The following is an 18875-nucleotide window of genomic DNA, read 5'->3' on the forward strand; positions in this document are numbered from 1 at the left end:
AGGTATTCAATTCTTAAATCTTAATACAAGGATTCGTAGATTGTTCCGAACAAATACCAAAGTAGTTATCAAATAATGAAAATCGAAGAAATCCAAAATGATGAGCTCAAATCCGCCTGCGAAAAGTTTGGCGTACTCAGGCTCTATGTATTTGGGTCGGTTGCAGCAGGGCTGTCTGAGGACAATAGCGATATTGATTTTCTTGTTGAATTTAAAAGATCTGACTTTGCCGGAGCATTTGATCAGTTTATGGGATTGAAAAATAGACTTGAAGAAATCTACAACTGCCCTGTGGATTTGCTGACTATGAAGAAGTTTCGAAATCCTGTATTTCATAAAGAAATTGATCGATCGAAATCATTGGTTTATGCCTCATAGTATCAGAAAGCTACTTATCGATATCGTTCTTTCCTGTGAAGAAATTACAGAATTCACGGAAGGCAAAAGGTTGGAAGATTTTCAAAACAACAGGATGCTACAGCTTGCTTTAGAAAGAGAGTTTGAAATCATTGGCGAAGCCTTGTCGCGATTGTCAAGAATTGATGAAGATAATCTGGAACAGAAAATTCCTGAATATAGAAAAATCATTGATTTCAGGAATATTATATCCCACGGATATGATGTAATTGACGAATTGGCACTATGGGATTTTGTAAAGAATAAAGTTCCCGAACTGCTTGAGAAGACCAGAAATTATTAGACCCAAAACCTGTTTAATGACATTACTTAGAATATTATTTCTGGCATTAATTCTTATCAACCCCGTTTTTGCTCAGGATATAGACACTCTCAAAGCCGATCTCGGAGATATTGTGGTAGTTGGTTATGAGGGGAACCGAAGCCTGATGGAGACACCCGGCGCCATCACCAATGTGAAGCCCGAACTTATCGGTGGATTTGATGAGGGATCTTTGCTGTATGGTTTGAATACAGTGCCCGGCGTTCGTATTGAACAGCGCGCCCCGGGAAGTTACCGGGTAGCCATACGCGGAAGTTCTCTGCGTGCTCCTTTTGGAGTCCGGAATGTGAAAATCTACTGGAATGGTATTCCATTTACGGAGCCTTCCGGAAGCACTTTCCTGAATCTTTTGGATGTGATTAATATGCAGGAAGTGGAAGTGATTAAAGGTCCGGCCGGTAGTATTTACGGAGCTGGAAACGGGGGAGCTCTTTTGCTGGAAAGCCGGCAGTCGAATCAAAATGAGGTGGGAGCAGGTTTGATGCTGGGTTCATACGGCATGCAGCGTTATACGGCTTATGCCCAAAATCAATTTGATGAAGGAAGCCTTCGGTTCAACTATTCCAACCAGCATGCCGATGGATACCGGGATCAAACATTTTTCAACCGGCAGACGGCTGAGCTTTCCGGACGGTTTCAGCTGAATGACAGGCAGATCATTAAGACCAGTTTCCTGTATTCGGATCTGAACTACGGAATTCCGGGAGGTTTGACGCTGGAGCAATATCAAAATGATCCGAGTCAGGCACGGCCGGGAAACCCCTTTGTTCTGGGGAGCGTGGAATCGAATGCGAGTATTGATCAGCAATCTTTTTTAGCGGGCATTAGTCATGATGTGCAGATCACCGATGACATTTCAAATCTGACTAATGTATATGGAACCTTCAGTGCCTTTGAAAATCCCTTCAATCTGGATTACAAAAAAGACAGCCGGAAATCGGGCGGTGGACGAACCCGCTTTTACTTTGACACGGATATCGGGGAGGTGAGAACGCGGTTTACGGTTGGGGGTGAATTTCAGGCGGCTAATTATGCGGCCCGAAATTTTGAAAATGACACCAGCAAAGTGGGCGCGTTAAACTTTGACGATGAAATTAAGATTGAATCTTCGTTGCTGTTCTTCAATACTGAAATGGACCTGCCCGCTGACTTTTATCTCACGGCCGGACTCAGTTACAACCGGCTGGAATACAGTTTGAACCGCCTGGTTACGAATCTTCCCGGTGATACAACCGGGCTTGCGCGCAAAACTTTTGATCCGGAAATCATCCCAAGAATTGGGTTGCTGAAGAAATTCAGCCCGGCGCTTTCCCTGCATGGGAGTATCAGCTATGGATTTTCACCCCCAACCATCGAAGAGTTCAGAACCAATGAAGGCAGTATCGCTTTAGATTTAGAAGCGGAACAGGGAACCAATTTTGAAGTTGGGGCCCGTGGTACCGTTGTTAGCGCGCACTTTACTTACGATGTTACAGCTTTCTATTTCAAGCTGGAAGAAACCATTGTACAGCAGCAGTCGGATCGTAATTCGACCGTTATTTTCAGAAATGCCGGGGCCACCGATCAGTATGGGGTGGAGCTGGCTGCCAACTGGCAAATGATTCGAAATCCGGCGGCCTTTCTCCAGCAACTTGATTGGAGCCTGTCGTACACCTACCACGATTTTGAATTTGTGAATTACGTGAAAGACGGAAATGATTATTCCGGCAATAAACTGACGGGCGTTGCTCCTCATACCGTTGTGTCAACGATTACAGCCCGAACGGAACCCGGATTCTACGGGAACCTGTCCTATAACTTCACCGATGAAATTCCCCTGAATGATGCCAATTCCGTGTATTCCAACCCTTATCACCTGGTGCAGACCAAAGTGGGACTCAGAAAGGAACTCATCGACAACTGGACCTTCGATTTCTTTGTGGGGATAGACAACCTGCTGGATGAAAAGTACAGCCTGGGTAACGACCTGAATGCTTTTGGTGAACGCTACTACCAGCCGGCCGCTCCCCGAAACTGGTTTGGCGGGGTGAAGGTGAATGTTGAATTTTAAATGATGAATGTTAAATGGAGCTTGCTCAAGCCCAATTTAACATTCAAAATTCATCATTTAGAATTTTTTTGCTAACACCACCGTCTTCTTAAACGTCTTATTCTTTCCTTCAGCACTATTGTAGGCTTCAAAGAGTACAATGTATATACCCACCCGGTTTTTGGAGCCGTTGTCTTTTAACCCATCCCAAATCAGGGAGCCTTCGAAGCCTGCTTGCTTGCCATCGGCCAGCTTGCGGACTTCCCGCCCATAACGATCAAAAATGCGGACGCGTAACAGGTAGTCCGGTTCTTCCAGTTTATAGTTAATGAAGAGGTTATCCTCGAAGCCATCATCATCCGGAGAAAAGGGATTTGGGGAGAAGGTGATACCGGTATTATCCGGGCCGGCTCCGGCTTGCTGAAAGATGGAGTTCTGTCGCCCCGGTGTTCCGCCACTTACAGCGGTGCTGGAGCTCCAGTTGGTTGCATCATTACTTGGTCCGTCAGGATCAATACGTTCCAGGGCCACACCGTCAACGTCATATAGATTCGGGTTGTGCCAGCTTTCATTATAAAACACCGAGTCGATGACCGCTCCGGTACTATCTGCCAGGTAAATGGCATCCCCAGAAGAAGCCAGGCTTAAATTCGACCGGTCGGCCCGGATAAAGAACGATTCACTTTCATCTTCCAGCTCAAAATATTTGGCCAGCCGACTTTCACTGAAAACCGAGGTTTGATCTTCAGCATAAAACACAACGGTTCCGCTAGCCGGAATCCATCGGAACTCAGAAGAGAAAGGATGCACAGACCGGATCTCGTTATTCTCGTCCGGTTTATCGTGAATAAAAAACCCTTCCAGAGAAACGGCGTAATCCGCCCGATTGTAGAATTCCACATATTCGGTTTGATCGGGGAGGTTGTCATCTGAATTAGCCAGAGGGTCGAACAGAATTTCGTTAATCACCACGTTGCCTTTGGAAAGAGGCTGAGACACTTCAATTGACAGCTCCCCGGACGCATTCCCCCGGAAATCAGTTGCCTGCCCAAAAGAAATGGTCAAAGGCTCTCCGGTTGGGTAGGCAACATCCCCGATGATGAGGATATTCGCATTTTCTTCATTGTATTCAGTGATGGTGGCGGGCTCATCATTTACAGTTATTGGTCCCGTACCGGAGGAGCGAACAAATTCTGAAAAAGCCACATAGATTTTACCGTCAGTCTGCAGCCTGGCAAAAACAATTTCAGGTGGGGTTTGGTCGGGTTGATAGATCGAACTTTGTGCACCGGCGCTGCTGCCTGATTCAGAAGTGCTGGAAGCCCAGTTGCCGGCATCGTTCGATGCCGATTCAGGATCTTTTCGTTCCAGTGAAACACCGGGTTCATTTCCTCCCCAGGTCTCCTTGTAAAACAAACTGTCAACAATCATCCCGTTTTCGTCTTTGATGACTATGGCATCTTCATCATCATTCAGGGAAGGAAATCCTGAAAGATAAACCACATTTCCATCTGCTTTAGCTTTGGCAAGGGCGCTGCCTGTGGCAAAATCTTCAGAATCGGTAAGCACCACATACTCATTACTTTTGATAATGGTTCCTTCCGGAATAGTGGCGGAACCGGTGGCATCAGAAAAAATCCAGCCGGTGAGGTTGAAATTATTGGCCGTTCGGTTGTAGAGCTCGATAAACTCTGCTGATTCTGCACTCGCCCTGCGGTATAGGATTTCATTAATAATGACATCCCTTCGGGTAACCGGAGAAAAAACCGTGTACTCAAGATCTGCTGAAGCTGAAGTCATGGTGTTTCCGAAAATATCCCGTTGATTCTGAACGGTAATGGTGAACGAGTCGCCACTGGATAAAGAAGTGCTCAGGACTAAGGTCACCCTGTCTCCACCATAGTTTGTCACTTCAGCAATCGATAAAGGTGAGGAGATGGTATAGTTGAAAATATCTGTGGCTAAAGCAGAATCAATCCGTTCATTAAAAATCAGTCGAACGGAGTCAGCCGAAGCGATAAACGCACTTTCAAGTACAGGCGCTTCAGTATCCTGTTCAATCTCGTTAGCGAACCCGGGGGTGGCTTTTACTTCGGAAGGAGAGTCGCCCCAGTTTTCTTTATAAATCGACGGGAAATCGGGACTTCTGCGCTCCAACGAAACTCCTTCTCCACCCCAGTCGGATGTATAGGTTAAAGAGTCGATCAATTCTCCGGCAGCGTTGCGGATTACAATGGCATCGGTGCTATTATTCAATGAAGGAAACCGGCTGCCGAGAATGATAGTTGGCCGGTTCGGGAAAAGTTCGAGAAAGGAACTGTCCGGGGCAAGAATGAGGTAGGAGTTAAGGGTGAGTTCAAGGCCGGAAGCGGTAATTTCCCTGCGATTTCCCGTATTGTCATTCACCGTCCAGTTACGCAGGTCGTAGTTTTTGTTGGTTGGATTATACAGTTCAATAAACTCGGTGTAATTTTCTTCCGGTTCATACATAAACTCGTTTATAACTACATCATCCCTTCCGGCTTCGGCCAGATCGATAAGGAAAAATTCAGCTACCAAATCCTCGGAGGTATTTCCAAACACGTCCATTTGACTGCCAACCCTGAGCTGATAGGCAGTTCCGGTTTCTGCTCTGGGGATTTTAGCCGGGAAAGAAATTATTACCGTGTCAGGTGCAAGGTAGTTAAATGAATCAGGGCTGACTAAATTACCGGTAGTATTTGAAACGGCGGAGAAATCGTAATTTTCGGGATTGGTGGCCGGCACCGGCTGCACCCGTTCGTTAAAAATAAGCTGAAGCGTGCTGTCATTTACAACTAACAACGATTGAATTTCGGGAGGCTCCTCATCTTGCGGGATTTGATTGGGAACCCCGGGTGTGGCTGCCTCTTCAGCAGGAGAAGTACCCCAGTTTTCTTTAAAAGTTGCAGCGAAATCAAACGACCTTCGTTCAACAGAAGCTTCGTCTCCGCCCCAGCCGGAGGTGTAAGTAAGGGAATCCAGAAGTGTCCCGGATGCGTCTCGGAATACAATGGCATCGGTGGAATTATTAAGCGAAGAAAACCGGCTGCCGATGACGAGAGCAGGAATGCCGGGATAAGATTCAAGCAGGGTACTGTCTGGTGTAAGCACCAGGTAGGAGTTGGGAGGGAAGGTATAGGTGGTATCCGAGATCCGTCGCCTGTTTCCCGTGTTGTCATTAAAGGTCCACTGTTTCAGGTTAAAGGCGCTGTCGGTTCGGTTCACCAATTCCACGAATTCCGAAAAACCTTCAGCGGGATCGTACATAAATTCACTGATGGCTACTTCTCCCGAATCAGGATGTGCATATTCAATCAGGAAAAATGAGGAACTCAGGGAAGACGATACATTGCCAAATACATCGGATTGACCGGAGATGTCGAGTTGATAGTTGGTGCCGGAAGGGTCACTCTCCAAAACGTTATCAAACTGAAGCAATACCGTATCCGGTGGAAAGAGTGTGGCTGATTGAATACCCGGGATGGCTCCGGTAAAGGAAGATTCGGCAGAGAGATCGTAGTTATCTGTTGCTGTAGCTGCTTGTGGACTGATTCTCTCTGAGTAGATTACACGGATGGCATCCTCAGCAGTAAGGGAAACATCGGTTATTTGTGGAGGGGATGAATCTGCGGGGATTTCATTTTCCCGGCCGGGGGTCGCCAGGTTCTCAGAAGGGGAGTTTCCCCAGTTTTCCCGGTAAATTCCGGTTACCGTTTCTGTTCTTCTTTCCAGGGAGATTTCCTCACCACCCCAATTGTCTTCATAACTCAGAGAGTCAATAACCAGTCCATTTTGGTTTTTGATGACGATGGCATCGGAGCTGTTATTCAGGGATGAAAAACGACTTCCCATATCAATGAGCGAAATGTTTGGAAAGGAAACGGCTAAAAGACTATCAGGAGCGAGGACAACATATTTGCCAGCGGGAAGAACAAAGCTGTTTGTGGTGAGTACTTCATCATCGCCGGTATTGTCACTGAAGGTCCAGTTTTGGAGGTTGAATGAACTGTCCGAATGGTTGTAAAGCTCCACAAACTCCGAAAATCCGTCACCGGGATCATACATAAATTCATTAATCACCACCTGATTGGGCTCGGCTGAAAAAATCACATAGTAATTGAAGTCCGTTTCACGATCAGCACTATTCCCAAAAATATCGGTGAGGTTGCTGACCGCTAATGTCCAGCTGCCATCGTATTCCTGAAGTTCGGTATCCAGCAAAATACGTAACGAATCCGGTGCTATTTGCTGAATGGATGATATTCCGGGTATGGGTGGTGTTAATGCATCTGCCTCAGGGTTTTGGCTTATGGAATAGTTGTTGAGGTCCTGCGCTGAGGAAGCTTCTGCCCGTTCAGAAATGACCAAAAGCAAAGTCTGACTGTCTTCCACTTCCAGAGATGAAATGAAAGGCGGTTTGTTATCGGGCTGAACCTGGTTGGGAAATCCCGGCGTTCCGAAATCTGCGCTCGGGCTGTCTCCCCAGTTCTCTTTATAAACAGAGGAAACCGTTGAGCTTCTGCGTTCCAGTGCCACATCTTCCCCTCCCCAGTCATCATCATATTCCAGGGAATCGATAAGGCCGCCGGATTCATCAAAAAGTCGAATTTGGTCTCCGCCATTATTGAAGGCCGGGAGAGAAGCCTGAAGATATACCGCTTCGCCATAGTATGTATTTAAGGCGGAAGTATCGGATGAGATGACTACAAAGCTATCGGGCAGGAGGGTGAAATTTGAAAAAGAAATGGTACTGAGTGAGTTATTATCTCCAAGCTGCCAGTTCCTCAGATTTAAAAATCGGGAAGAAGTATTTCGAAGTTCCACATATTCGGCTGTGCCCGGCGGCGGGTCTTTCATGAACTCATTGACGATTACATCCCCGGTTTGGTAACCATCATACACAAAAAACGAGAAGGTGGTATCGGCTAAGGTGGTTTCATTGGCGCTGTCATCAATACCGGAAATAGTAAGGGAATTTGGTCCGGTGGAGATGGCCGAAGAAAACGTAATACGTGCGGTATCGCCACTTTGATGACTCACAGATTGAGGAGTTAATTCGCCGGGATTCAAAATAAAATCAGAGGTTTGGACGGAGGAAAAATCAATATCCCTGGAAAAGATGATATCAACTTCAGTATCACTGACCAAAGAAACGGAAGTAACTTCAACAGGGGGAATGTCAATTTTGAAGTCGTAGTAAAACAGGTTAGAACGGGTAGAAGAATATGTGTTCTTAAATCCGAAATAAGAGGTGGAAGTATAGGTGTTGTCGGCTCCGGTATCTTCCACGGAAAGCACGCCTGCATAGCCTTCAGCAACTTCGAGCGTCCAGTTTCCGGAAGCATTGCGGGTTACTTTTACACGATAATCTCCGCCGGAGCTGATATCGGTAGTTCCGGTCAGCACTTCCGCTGATTCGCTGCCATTGCTGATTCTGAATAGCCGGAATACATCTCCACTGCCATTTTCGCCACCCCTTAGTTTGTATCCGTTCAGAGAAGATGTCAGGTCCTGATTGTCGCTCATCAGGTAGATCTCGGCTTTGTTACCGTTTGATGGGCTAAATCCGTCTAAACGAACGAAAAACTCCCAGAAGCCGATGGTATTGGTGGAAGGTATGCTCAGGTAAGAAATGCCGGCACCGGATACATTTTGCTGTAGCAGGATGTTTTCGTTTTCTTCTGTGAAGATGAAATTCCCCGTATCACCAGACCAGTCAGAGATATCCTGATCGGAAAAGTCATCCTCAAAATTTGCCGACTGCCCCAAAATGATGCAGGGCAATCCCCACAATATCATAAAAAAAAGTACCCTCATGCTCCCGAATATTTGTTTAGCCAATTAAAACAATTGTTTAATGACTTGCAGGAAAAAATATCCCGGTAAAAAAAAGAGGGTAAAAGGATGTTCCACCTTTTACCCCTGGAAGGACATTGAGAATGTTGTGTCATTCTCAAGGCAATGATTAGTTTTCTCTTTTGTTAGCTGTTTAGTTAGAGCGATGAAACGCGCACTCCTTACAGATTTTTTGTACTTTTTTAGAAGTTTTTTCAAACACACCTAAATCATTAAAAATCAGTAACGCATATGCGAAGTCTTCCTTTTTCTATCGAAAATTTAAACGGCGGATTCATGAAAGTGGAGGGAATTCTGCGCGTAGAAGGAGAGAATCTGGTGTTTGAATTCCAGAAAAAAGACGCTGTGGTTGAGGCCTATCAGTCTGAACTTCGGACTGAAACCATACCGCTATCGGAGCTGGATATGCTGGAGTATAAAAAGGGATGGTTTAGCGGGAAGCTGATTTTGCATGGCAAAAGGGCATCGTCTTTTGGGGATTTGCCGGGTAAGGAATTAACTGAACGTGTATTAAAAGTGAAACGGAAGCACCGAAATGTAGCAGCCAGCATCTCATCCAATCTGAACCTGAAGCTTTCCGAACAAAAACTAAACGAGCTGGAAGATTAAACCATGAGCATTCCTTTTAACTATTCGATGTATGAAACCGAAGATGTAAAAGTGGAGGTTAAGGAGGTAAAGGGAATTCTGAGCTTCCTGGATGGAGAATTGCTATTTGAATACAAAGTGTATGATATGATGGGGAACGGATTGAGTAACCTGAGCAAGTTTTCCATACAGCTCGACCACATCAAAAAGATACAGTACAAGAAAGGGCTCCTGTTTTTTACCGGAGGCAAATTGATTATCGAAGCCAACCAATGGGCATTTTTTGAACCATTGCCGGGTAGTGAGCAGGGAAAGATTAAATTGAATATCAAACGAAACGATAAGAACGAGGCAATCCGGTTTTCAACCAAATTAAACCTGTATATGTCGCAGAAACGCCTTGGGGATATGGAAGAATAATTCAGTTTGCCCCAATCAAATCATAGAGACACAAGATTTTCTGTCTCTACGATGGTTTTCAAGGGCAAAATTATTCTATTTCAGGAATCCTTTTTTAGTCAGCAATTCCGCATTTAAAATGGCACCGCCGGCTGCACCCCGAATGGTGTTGTGAGCCATAGCCACAAAGCTGACATCAAATACTTCGGCTTTTCTCAATCGCCCTAAATGCAGCTGCATCCCATTCTCCCAATCTGCATGGAGGCGGGGTTGTGGGTAATATTCATTGTCGTGAAGGTTATAGAGTGCTTTCGGTGAGAAAGGCAGATCCAATTCGGAAACAGGATTCTGGTAGTTTTGGTAGGCTTTTTTCAGCTCGTCCAAATCAGTCGGAGGGTTTTCCAGCTTCACGGTAGCTGAAATCATATGTCCGTTGATAGACGGAACACGGGTTGCTGTCGCCTGAACCTTAAATTCGGGAAGGTTAAGGGATTCGCCGGACAAAGTACTCAGTAATTTTCGTGTTTCAGGTCCAACCTTAGGCTCTTCTCCGGAAATAAAAGGAACCACGTTACCAAGAATATCCAGGCTGGCCACACCGGGATATCCGGCTCCTGAAACTGCCTGCATGGTTGTAAGGATAAGGGCTTCAATTCCAAATGAATCAAACAATGGTTTTAGCGCCAGCGATAACGGCACGGCCACACAATTCGGGTTGGTCACAATCCAGCCCTTCCCATCTTTACTGAACGACTGTGTTTTAATAAGGTCGGTATGATCCGGGTTGATTTCCGGTATCAGCAGCGGAACCGTGGGGTCCTGCCGGTAGTTTTTTGCATTGGAAATGACCGGAATCCCGGCTTCCGCAAAAGCTTTTTCGATATCACCGGCAACGGATGAATCCAGCCCGGAAAACACAAAATCCATGTTACTAAATTCGCCGGGTTCACAATTTTTGACAACGGTGTCCATGATATGCTCGGGCAACACCACATCTTCAATCCAGTTGGCAGCATCTTTATACTTTTTTCCGGCCGAACGTTCTGAAGCTCCAAGGGCTTCGATTTCAAACCAGGGGTGCCCCTGAAGCAAGCGAATAAATTTTTGGCCAACAGCGCCTGTAGCGCCCAGAATTCCAACTTTCATCATGATTGTTGAGTGAGTGGTTAAATCAAAATTTTGTGAGCCTTAAAAATAAACATTCTTCACCCTTTATGTGATAGTTTTATTGAAGGTTTTTTTGATTGACATAGGCAGGTAAGAAGGAGTGTATGTTGTTAAACTGGTCAGTAATAGAACGCGGATGAAACAGGTAGGGCAAATATTCGCGGACTATTAATAGGATATCAGCTATTCTTCATTCATAAACAACATTGTCGTCATTCCGGCCCTGAGCCGGAATCTGAAATAGCCCCGATATTTTGTTGAAACATGATTGGATTTTATCAGCGAACATCAGCCCTATCCACTCATCCGTGTTCTATAAAGAAGAGACTTGAACCCTGATTTACAGGATAAAGGGAATACAATGATGAATTAACCGTTCAACGCTCAATGTTGAATGTTCCTTGTTCGGTGTTATCTTTGGAGCCATGAAATTCATATATGAAACGCTCGAAGCTAAATCTCCCAAATTCTATGCCTGGCTGGTGTTGGGGTTACTATCCCTTATCTATATCTCCAGCTTTGTGGACCGGCAGATTGTGGCCGTGTTGGGAACGGCCATCCGTGATGACCTTGGCTTCAGCAATACGCAAATCGGGGTGTTGTACGGGCCGGCTTTTTCCCTGATTTATGCCATCTGCGGAATATTCATGGGATGGTTTGCCGATCAGTTTTCCCGTAAGCGAATTATCCTGACAGGTTTATTAATTTGGAGCCTGATGACGGTGGCCAGCGGATTTGCCAGCTCGTTCCTTTTTCTGGTTACGGCCCGGTTTTTTGTAGGGGTAAGTCAGTCGGCATTGAGTCCGGCGGTATATTCGTTGCTGGCCGATTACTTTCCGCCCGAAAAAAGGGCAAGGGTATTCTCATTATATGCATCCGGGATATTTGTAGGGGTAGGACTTTCATTTCTGATTGGCGGTTCTTTTGCTGAACTCTACGACTGGCGGATAGCCATGAAAACTGTAGGCTGGCCGGGACTGGTTTTAGTAGTCATTGGCTTTTTGTTAATTCGTGAGCCGAAACGCAATTCAGGCAAAAGTGAGTGCTCGGCAATGCAATTCTTCAGCGTGCTGAAATTCATTCTCCAAAAGAAAACGGTGCGTTATCATCTGGCGGGTTTTTCCCTTCTGGCCCTCAGCGGATACACCATTCTCGCTTTTATCGGGACGGTGCTTAACGACACTTTTGAAATGCCTTCGCTAATTTCTCAATACGGCTGGTTTATGTTTGCAACCGGGGTTAGTGTAAATGCATCCGGCTGGCTGGCTGATTACTTTGCTAAAAAATGGGGAGCTGAAAAGCGTTTTGTGATGGGAATCGTAGCAGCCCTGGGTGGACTCCCATTATATTATTTCGGGTTGATGGCCGAGTCGGCTTTGACGGCATTCTTACTGGTGGGATTCGCCAACGTCGTATCCTCTTCCTATAACGGAGTGGCCGCTGCGCTCATCCAATATTTTGTAAAATCCGATATGCGCGGGATGGCCGGCGCGGTGTATTTGTTTGTGGTGAGCATCGTGGGTTTTGGAATTGGTCCTCCCGTAACCGGCTGGATGATCGATCATATTTTTACCGGTGTTTACGGACCCTCGAAAGCACTGCTGTTGGTATTTACCGTTTGCGGGCTTTTAGCCACCTATTGCTTTATACAGGCTATGAAGAGCTACGCAAAAGATGTGTTGGAATAAGCGATTATGGTTTTGTATGGGAGTATTAAATTTAGCCAATGATAACGGTTATTATTTGTATTTCATCCCCTCCTGTGTATTTTTGCGGCCCATAATTGATGTATGAAGGAAGCAGTATTACCCCTTTTCTTATTGTTGGCTTTTCAGGTACTCTGTGCTACAGGTGTGCAAGGCCAAACTATAGGTGAACAGAATTTTGTAGTCACACAGTTTGGTCTTAAAGACGGGCTTCCCCAAAGCTCCGTTAATGATATCATTCAAACGAAAGATGGTTACCTATGGATGGCTACCTATGGGGGATTGGTGCGTTTTGATGGCAATTCATTTACGGTATTCAATAAGTCTAACTTAAAAGGATTGGCGACTGAGCGTATCCTCGAATTATATGAAGACCGGAAGGGGGGGATTTGGTTATTTCTGGAAGGTGATTTGGGGTATGTACAGCGATATATAGGCGGCAAGATAGAAACGTATGATTTTGGAAAGCAAGGAGGCAGCCGGATTGAGTTAAACGAAGATGAGAGGGGAGTGCTCTGGGCGACTGCGTATGGAGATACCTATCGTTTTACAGGAACTGAATTTGAAAAGAAAGAACTAATTGTTGATTCTGATTTAGCCGAAGTAATCAAGAATGATAGTTCAGGTATTTGGCTTGCATACGAGTATAAAATTGTGAAGACGGCAGGCGACAGTGTTATTCAGATAGAGGATTACGAGAACGAGGAAAAGAACGCCCATCTTGGATATATAGAAGTTATTGAATACCCAAAGCACTCAGGCCAGCTGTTCATCGGAACGGTTGATAATGGGGTGCTCATTCAAAATGGAAATTCCCGTCAGGTATTTGATACAGAAAACGGGGCAAGCAACAATAATTTTGTTCGGTTTGAGAGATTTGATGAAGAGAAACTCATCATTAATTTCCCCGGCGACATCCTTATTTGGGAAGAAGATAAATTCAGGCAAATGACCCCGATTCCCGGGCAGCTGAATGTTATTTATCGGAGTGTTTTAAAGGATAACGAAGGGAATTATTGGTTTGGGACAGACGGAGATGGATTATTTAAACTCCGGTCAACTCCAATTCATATGATCGACATAGATCAGGGCTTAAATAATGAGAAAATGCTTTCTCTGGCTCAATTAAACGATGGAAAAGCTCTTTTTGCAACTAATTGCGGGGGTATTTACTATTGGGACGGACTCAAAGCTACCTATCCAAATTTAAACGAAATATTCGAAGGAAAATGTAACTGGGCAGTATATCAGGATACAAAAGAAAGAATTTGGATTGGTTCAAATGATTTACGTTATCTCCCGACTTTGGAAGGACCGGCTAAAACTTTTGGTGATGAAGATGGATTCACTGCAGGTAGAGTTTTTGGAATATCAGAAGATACAAAGGGTCAAATTTGGGTGCTCACTGATGATGGGGTATTTGTTTACAAGGGAGATTATTTTAAGAATCTGACAATAGAAGACGGGCTTTACTACAATAGTGTCCGAACGATATTTGAAGATAGCCGTGGAAGAATGTGGATTGGTACAAGGGCCGGCTTAAACAGAATCGATGGCGGGGAAATGAAAAAAATTGAATTATTGAGTAATGAACCGGGCTCTTTTCAAGAAAAACAACCACCGGTTCGCGCAATTTTTGAAGATGGCAATGGCTACATCTGGGTAGGAACATATGGCAATGGACTTTTCAGGATTGACGGGAATGAGGTTTTAAATATTACCGAAGAGGATGGTTTATATGACAATATTATCTCACACATTGTTGAAGATGAAGAGGGTAATTTTTGGATGGGCAGTAATCGTGGCATATCGAGTGTTAATAGAAGCGACTTGAATGGCTTTTTGGACGGTGAAATTGATCACATACCATCCAATTCTTACGGAGCAGCTGATGGCATGAATTCTGCCGAAACAAACGGGGGATTTCAGCCAAGTACTTTTACCGATTCTTTAGGTCGTATTTATTTTCCTACCGTAGCCGGCGTAGCTGTGGTAAACCCCGGGTTAGTCAGGAAAAATGAGGTGTCACCGCGGGTTTATATCGAAAAGCTAAATACAGATGAGGGGCCTGTTGAGCTTTCTTCTGGTATATCACTATCCTACAACACTTCATATTTGGAAATTTTATATACAGCTATAAGCTTTTCAGAACCTGGAAAGGTGGAGTTCCGGTATAAAATGGAAGGTTTGAATGATGACTGGATCGAGGTAGGAAATCGAAGAGAAGCACTCTACTCAAAGATCCCGCCCGGCAATTATACGTTTAGAGTGATTGCCGGTAATAGCGATGGAGTTTGGAATATGGAGGGAGCTTCATTAGCCATTACGGTTATACCGCCTTTCTGGCAAACAGGCTGGTTCTATACCTTAATGGGGTTATTGATCATTGGTACAATTGGTCTTATCTATTATTTGAGAATAGAGCAGCTGAAAAGACAGAATGCACGACAAAAGCGCTTTACCGAACAGCTTATTGAATCGGAGGAGCAGGAAAGAAAGCGGATTGCATCTGAACTACACGATAGTCTTGGCCAGCAAATTTTAGTTATAAAAAACAGGGCAGAGCTTGCTCGAAAATTTGTTGATCAACCTGCGGAACTGGACGAACAGCTTGATGAAATTATGCAAAGTGCGGTTACCTCTATTGAGGACGTCCGGTCTATTTCTCATGGATTACGTCCGGTTCACCTTGAGAAATTTGGACTCACTGAAGCTTTGAACAATTTATGCAGTCAGGTTCAGGACTCCTCTTCTATAGAATGGAGTTACCATGTGGACGATATTGATGAGGTGATATCCAAAGACAAAGAAATCAACTTCTACAGAGTTATTCAGGAAGGGATAACCAATATTTTCAAACATTCAAAAGCTACAGAAGCATCTGTAATTATCCGAAGGGCAGAACCAGGATTAAAAGCTATGATATGGGATAATGGTATTGGATTTGACCCTGGCGATAAATTAAATGCAGGTGGGCTTGGTCTGTCAGGAATGAATGAAAGGGTTGAAACTCTCGGGGGTACCTTATCCGTTAATTCGGGAAAAACGGAAGAAACTACAATTACAATAGTTATACCGGTTAAAGAATGGGCAATGTCGTAAAAACGTTGATAGCTGATGACCATCCTCTGATGATGAAAGGACTTCAGCAGGTTTTGGAAGGCCATGAGGATTTTGAAATTATAACTGCCGAGAACGGGAAGGAGGCTTTGGATCATATTCGCAAACAAAGCCCTCAAATTGCCATACTCGATATTGAAATGCCGGAGCTAACAGGCTTTGAAGTAGCTAAACAGGTGCATCAAGAGGGAATTCAGATCGATATCATCTTTCTGACTATGTACAAAGACGAGTCCATGTTTAATAAAGCCATGGATGTTGGGGTAAAAGGGTACGTGCTGAAGGAAAACACCGCTTTGGAAATTTTTAAATGTATTAAAACAGTATTGAGTGGTAAACACTATTTGAGCCCGGCTTTGTCCGATTTTCTGATCAAACGAAATGAAAAGCTTCTTACCCCGGCCACTGACAAGGATGGTTTGAACCTGCTTACTAAAACCGAGAAAAAAGTCATCAAGCAAGTGGCCGATATGAAAACGAGCCAGGAAATAGCTGATGAATTCAATGTCAGTATAAAAACGGTACAAAATCACCGCAATAATATTTGCAACAAACTTGGACTTAGCGGAGCTCACGCCCTTCTGAAATTCGCAGTCGAACACGCTTCAAAGGTATAATTAACGAATTTATAGGTATAAGTACCTATGCGAATGAGTACTCCTGCCTATTGTATTCGTGGAGAGAGGAGAGCATTTTAGTTTGATATGGGTAAGGGTTGAAGCCGAAACGTTGGCTCTTTTCGTGTAAAACCCTTCAAAATAAATCCAATGAATGAAAACAAAGATCAGTCCGAAGTGCGTCGGTGATCCTTGGGAATCATCTCTCCTACGGTGGTCCAACCTTAATAGAAAAACAAATCTGTATGAGTTTCTATGGAAAGACAACCAAGGGAACTAAAAAGAACTACCAATTAACAATACATACTAATAGGGTATAAAATGAAAATCGATAACATGAAAAACGTTAAAACATTATTAAGCATGGTGTTATTTGCGGGGTTGCTGATTACATCCTGTCAAAAATCACCAACCTCTGCAGTTGATGAACCAGAGATGAATGCTGTAAGTGGATTATCTGGTGATAATGTTGCTCATAACGAGGCACCCTCAACGGCCTCTTCAAATGGAGTAATCATTATTGATTCTTTTGATGAGGGGGCACAATCTGTTGGCCCACTTACAGGATTTTTTGCAAGTCAAAGAACCGGTCGTGATTTATACGAAGGATCAGGTCCAATAGGTGACAGAAGAGAATTGGCCGGATCAGAAAACTCACCAGGAACAGTCAATTTATCTGTTTCCGGTTCAACTCCAGGGGAAATGGTTGCAGCATACAGCGGCTCATCGACTCACTCATCTTTAATTGACTTACGGTATGGAAGCTGTTCAGATCCGATCCTTAGCGGTCAAAAAAGAAGCATCGTTTGGGGCGAGGTTACTTGTGACCCTACTACGTATCAACTTAATCTTGATCTTTCGGGCTTGACAAGTTTTGAAATTGATTTCACCAATATGCAAGGCGGGTCAAAGTGGAGTGCAGGCATTTATCTTTCTTCAGGGACAGGAAATAATTTCTTCTATCGAGAAGTTGAAATTCCTTTTCAAACAACACCATTTACTTTTACTGTTTCAGCATCTGATTTTTCTGGTATAACAGAAGCAGACCTTGCTGATATAGACGGTATTATTGTGAATATGGGGAACAATGGTAATGTAGCCAGTGGTGGGAATGTGACCATCAGTGAAGTGCGGGCTAATGTGGAAAGTGCTGAGCCGGTTACAAATGTGTATATAAGCGATTCTTCGGTGGATACATATGATCCCATATTTCCTTCTTCAGCTGATCCAAATTGGGTAACAACGGTATGTTATCAGGAAAATGATTTTGGTCTGACAGCAAACTGGGTAAATCCACATAAAGCATATGAAGTTGGAACACATCCTTGGGAAAATGGAACCGTTGATGCTAAATGGATTAACTCATACAACAGCATTGATTCACGAGGTCCTGGTGGGCATAACTGGAGTAAGTACGAGACTAATGTATCCGGAAACGGGGATTTTGTTGTTCAACTAATAGCTGATAACTGCTCTTGGGTATATCTGTCTGAGCCCGATGGAAGTAATCCTGAATTAGTTGGTTATCAGGCAACATCAAGTCCTGGACAATTCAGCCTAGATTTAGATGGTGATCATAAACTTACATTTGTCATATTCGATGGTGGTGGACTTGCAGGGGGTAAATTCAGATTGGAAACTACTGAATCGTTCGGCGGAACGCCTCCTCCTCCAATTGAGCCAACCAATACAGCTCCGATAGCCAACGCCGGCTCCGATATTTCTAAAGATGCGACCGGTTCCACGACACCTGTAACCCTGGATGGTTCAGGATCTTCTGACCCGGACGGAGATACTTTAACCTACAGCTGGTCGGATGGTTCATCTGTAGTTTCAACAGATGCTTCCTTTACTGCAGACCTTGCTGATGGCGAATACACCTTTACCCTCACAGTTTCGGATGGCGAAGCTACTGACTCAGATGATGTGACTGTAACCGTTCTTAATACTACTCCTTCAGCCAATGCAGGAGCAGATCAAACAGCAGAAGCAACCGGCCCGACCACCCCCGTTACATTGAGTGGTAGTGGTACTGATGCCGACGGTGACGATCTTACTTACTCTTGGTCTAATGGTGACACCGGTGCAACTACGATTGTGAATCTGGGTGTAGGTGAACATACCTTTACTCTGACAGTTACTGATGAGCAAGGTGCTGCTGGCAGCGATGAAGTGATTATTGAAATCACTGATACAACTGCTCCTGTAATTTCTTACAGTCAGCAAACAGATAAGTTGTGGCCACCAAACCATAAAATGGTATTAGTTGCTACCGGAATTACCGCAACAGACCTTGTAGATGGAGCTGTTGATGTGGAAGTTACCGTGTCAAGCAGCGAATCTTCGAATGGAAAAGGAGACGGTAATACTGATTCTGATTATGAGATACAGGCTAATCCGAATGGTTCTTATGATGTATATGTACGAGCTGAACGCAGTGGAAAAGGCGGCGGCAGAACCTATTCCATTCTGATGACTACCATTGATGCAGCCGGAAATGAAAGTTCTGAAAGCTTTGATGTTAGCGTAGCCAAAAGTCAGGGTCGTACTAAATAAACAAGTTAGCAGAACTGGCACTATATATTTCTTATAGGCTATTGAAAGAGACATTTGCGTAAGCAGATGTCTCTTTT

At 44.3% G+C, this 18875-nt stretch carries 11 protein-coding genes; 9 read left to right on the forward strand and 2 right to left on the reverse strand.

Features of this window, described 5'->3' with window-relative positions; translation table 11 throughout:
• Nucleotides 1-75: 75 nt before the first annotated feature.
• Genes JJ941_RS00255 through JJ941_RS00265 form a run of 3 tightly spaced genes read left to right on the forward strand, consistent with a single transcriptional unit; the run spans nt 76 to nt 2789 of the window.
• Nucleotides 76-378: a nucleotidyltransferase domain-containing protein gene (locus JJ941_RS00255; protein WP_290960725.1), complete on the forward strand. Its 303-nt coding sequence runs from the start codon at nt 76-78 to the stop codon at nt 376-378.
• Entirely contained in the window at nt 368-700 is a 333-nt protein-coding gene (locus tag JJ941_RS00260) for a HepT-like ribonuclease domain-containing protein (RefSeq protein WP_290960727.1), read from the forward strand. The genes JJ941_RS00255 and JJ941_RS00260 overlap by 11 nt, the downstream gene beginning before the upstream one ends.
• Nucleotides 701-716: 16 nt before the next feature.
• Nucleotides 717-2789, forward strand: a complete 2073-nt coding sequence (locus tag JJ941_RS00265; RefSeq protein ID WP_290960730.1) for a TonB-dependent receptor — start codon at nt 717-719, stop codon at nt 2787-2789.
• Nucleotides 2790-2846: 57 nt separating this feature from the next.
• On the opposite strand, the gene JJ941_RS00270 is transcribed toward JJ941_RS00265, so the two are convergent.
• On the reverse strand, nt 2847-8606 hold the full coding sequence (locus tag JJ941_RS00270; RefSeq protein WP_290960732.1) for a lamin tail domain-containing protein: 5760 nt from the start codon (nt 8604-8606) through the stop codon (nt 2847-2849).
• 270 nt (nt 8607-8876) lie between these two features.
• On the opposite strand from JJ941_RS00270, the gene JJ941_RS00275 reads away from it, so the two are divergent.
• Together JJ941_RS00275 and JJ941_RS00280 are read left to right on the forward strand one after the other, a co-directional pair.
• Nucleotides 8877-9254 carry a hypothetical protein gene (locus tag JJ941_RS00275; RefSeq protein WP_255133225.1) on the forward strand — a complete coding sequence of 126 codons (378 nt, stop codon included), beginning with the start codon at nt 8877-8879 and terminating at the stop codon, nt 9252-9254.
• Nucleotides 9255-9257: 3 nt separating this feature from the next.
• Entirely contained in the window at nt 9258-9653 is a 396-nt protein-coding gene (locus JJ941_RS00280; RefSeq protein ID WP_290960734.1) for a hypothetical protein, read from the forward strand.
• 75 nt (nt 9654-9728) lie between these two features.
• Here JJ941_RS00280 and asd read toward each other — a convergent pair whose 3' ends face one another.
• On the reverse strand, nt 9729-10781 hold the full coding sequence (asd, locus tag JJ941_RS00285) for an aspartate-semialdehyde dehydrogenase (protein WP_290960737.1): 1053 nt from the start codon (nt 10779-10781) through the stop codon (nt 9729-9731).
• Nucleotides 10782-11224: 443 nt separating this feature from the next.
• Between asd and JJ941_RS00290 the strand changes: the two genes are divergently transcribed.
• From JJ941_RS00290 to JJ941_RS00305, 4 genes are all read left to right on the forward strand, one after another.
• Complete coding sequence (locus JJ941_RS00290; RefSeq protein WP_290960740.1) at nt 11225-12487, forward strand: MFS transporter; 1263 nt, start codon at nt 11225-11227, stop codon at nt 12485-12487.
• Nucleotides 12488-12589: 102 nt separating this feature from the next.
• A complete protein-coding gene (locus tag JJ941_RS00295; protein WP_290960743.1) occupies nt 12590-15607 on the forward strand; it encodes a sensor histidine kinase in 3018 nt (1005 codons plus the stop codon).
• A complete protein-coding gene (locus JJ941_RS00300; RefSeq protein ID WP_290960745.1) occupies nt 15592-16242 on the forward strand; it encodes a response regulator transcription factor in 651 nt (216 codons plus the stop codon). Before JJ941_RS00295 ends, JJ941_RS00300 begins: the two co-directional genes overlap by 16 nt.
• Before the next feature lie 336 nt (nt 16243-16578).
• On the forward strand, nt 16579-18798 hold the full coding sequence (locus JJ941_RS00305; RefSeq protein ID WP_290960748.1) for a PKD domain-containing protein: 2220 nt from the start codon (nt 16579-16581) through the stop codon (nt 18796-18798).
• Nucleotides 18799-18875 lie beyond the last annotated feature (77 nt).

Source organism: Gracilimonas sp. (genome assembly GCF_017641085.1).
Lineage (GTDB): Bacteria > Bacteroidota > Rhodothermia > Balneolales > Balneolaceae > Gracilimonas.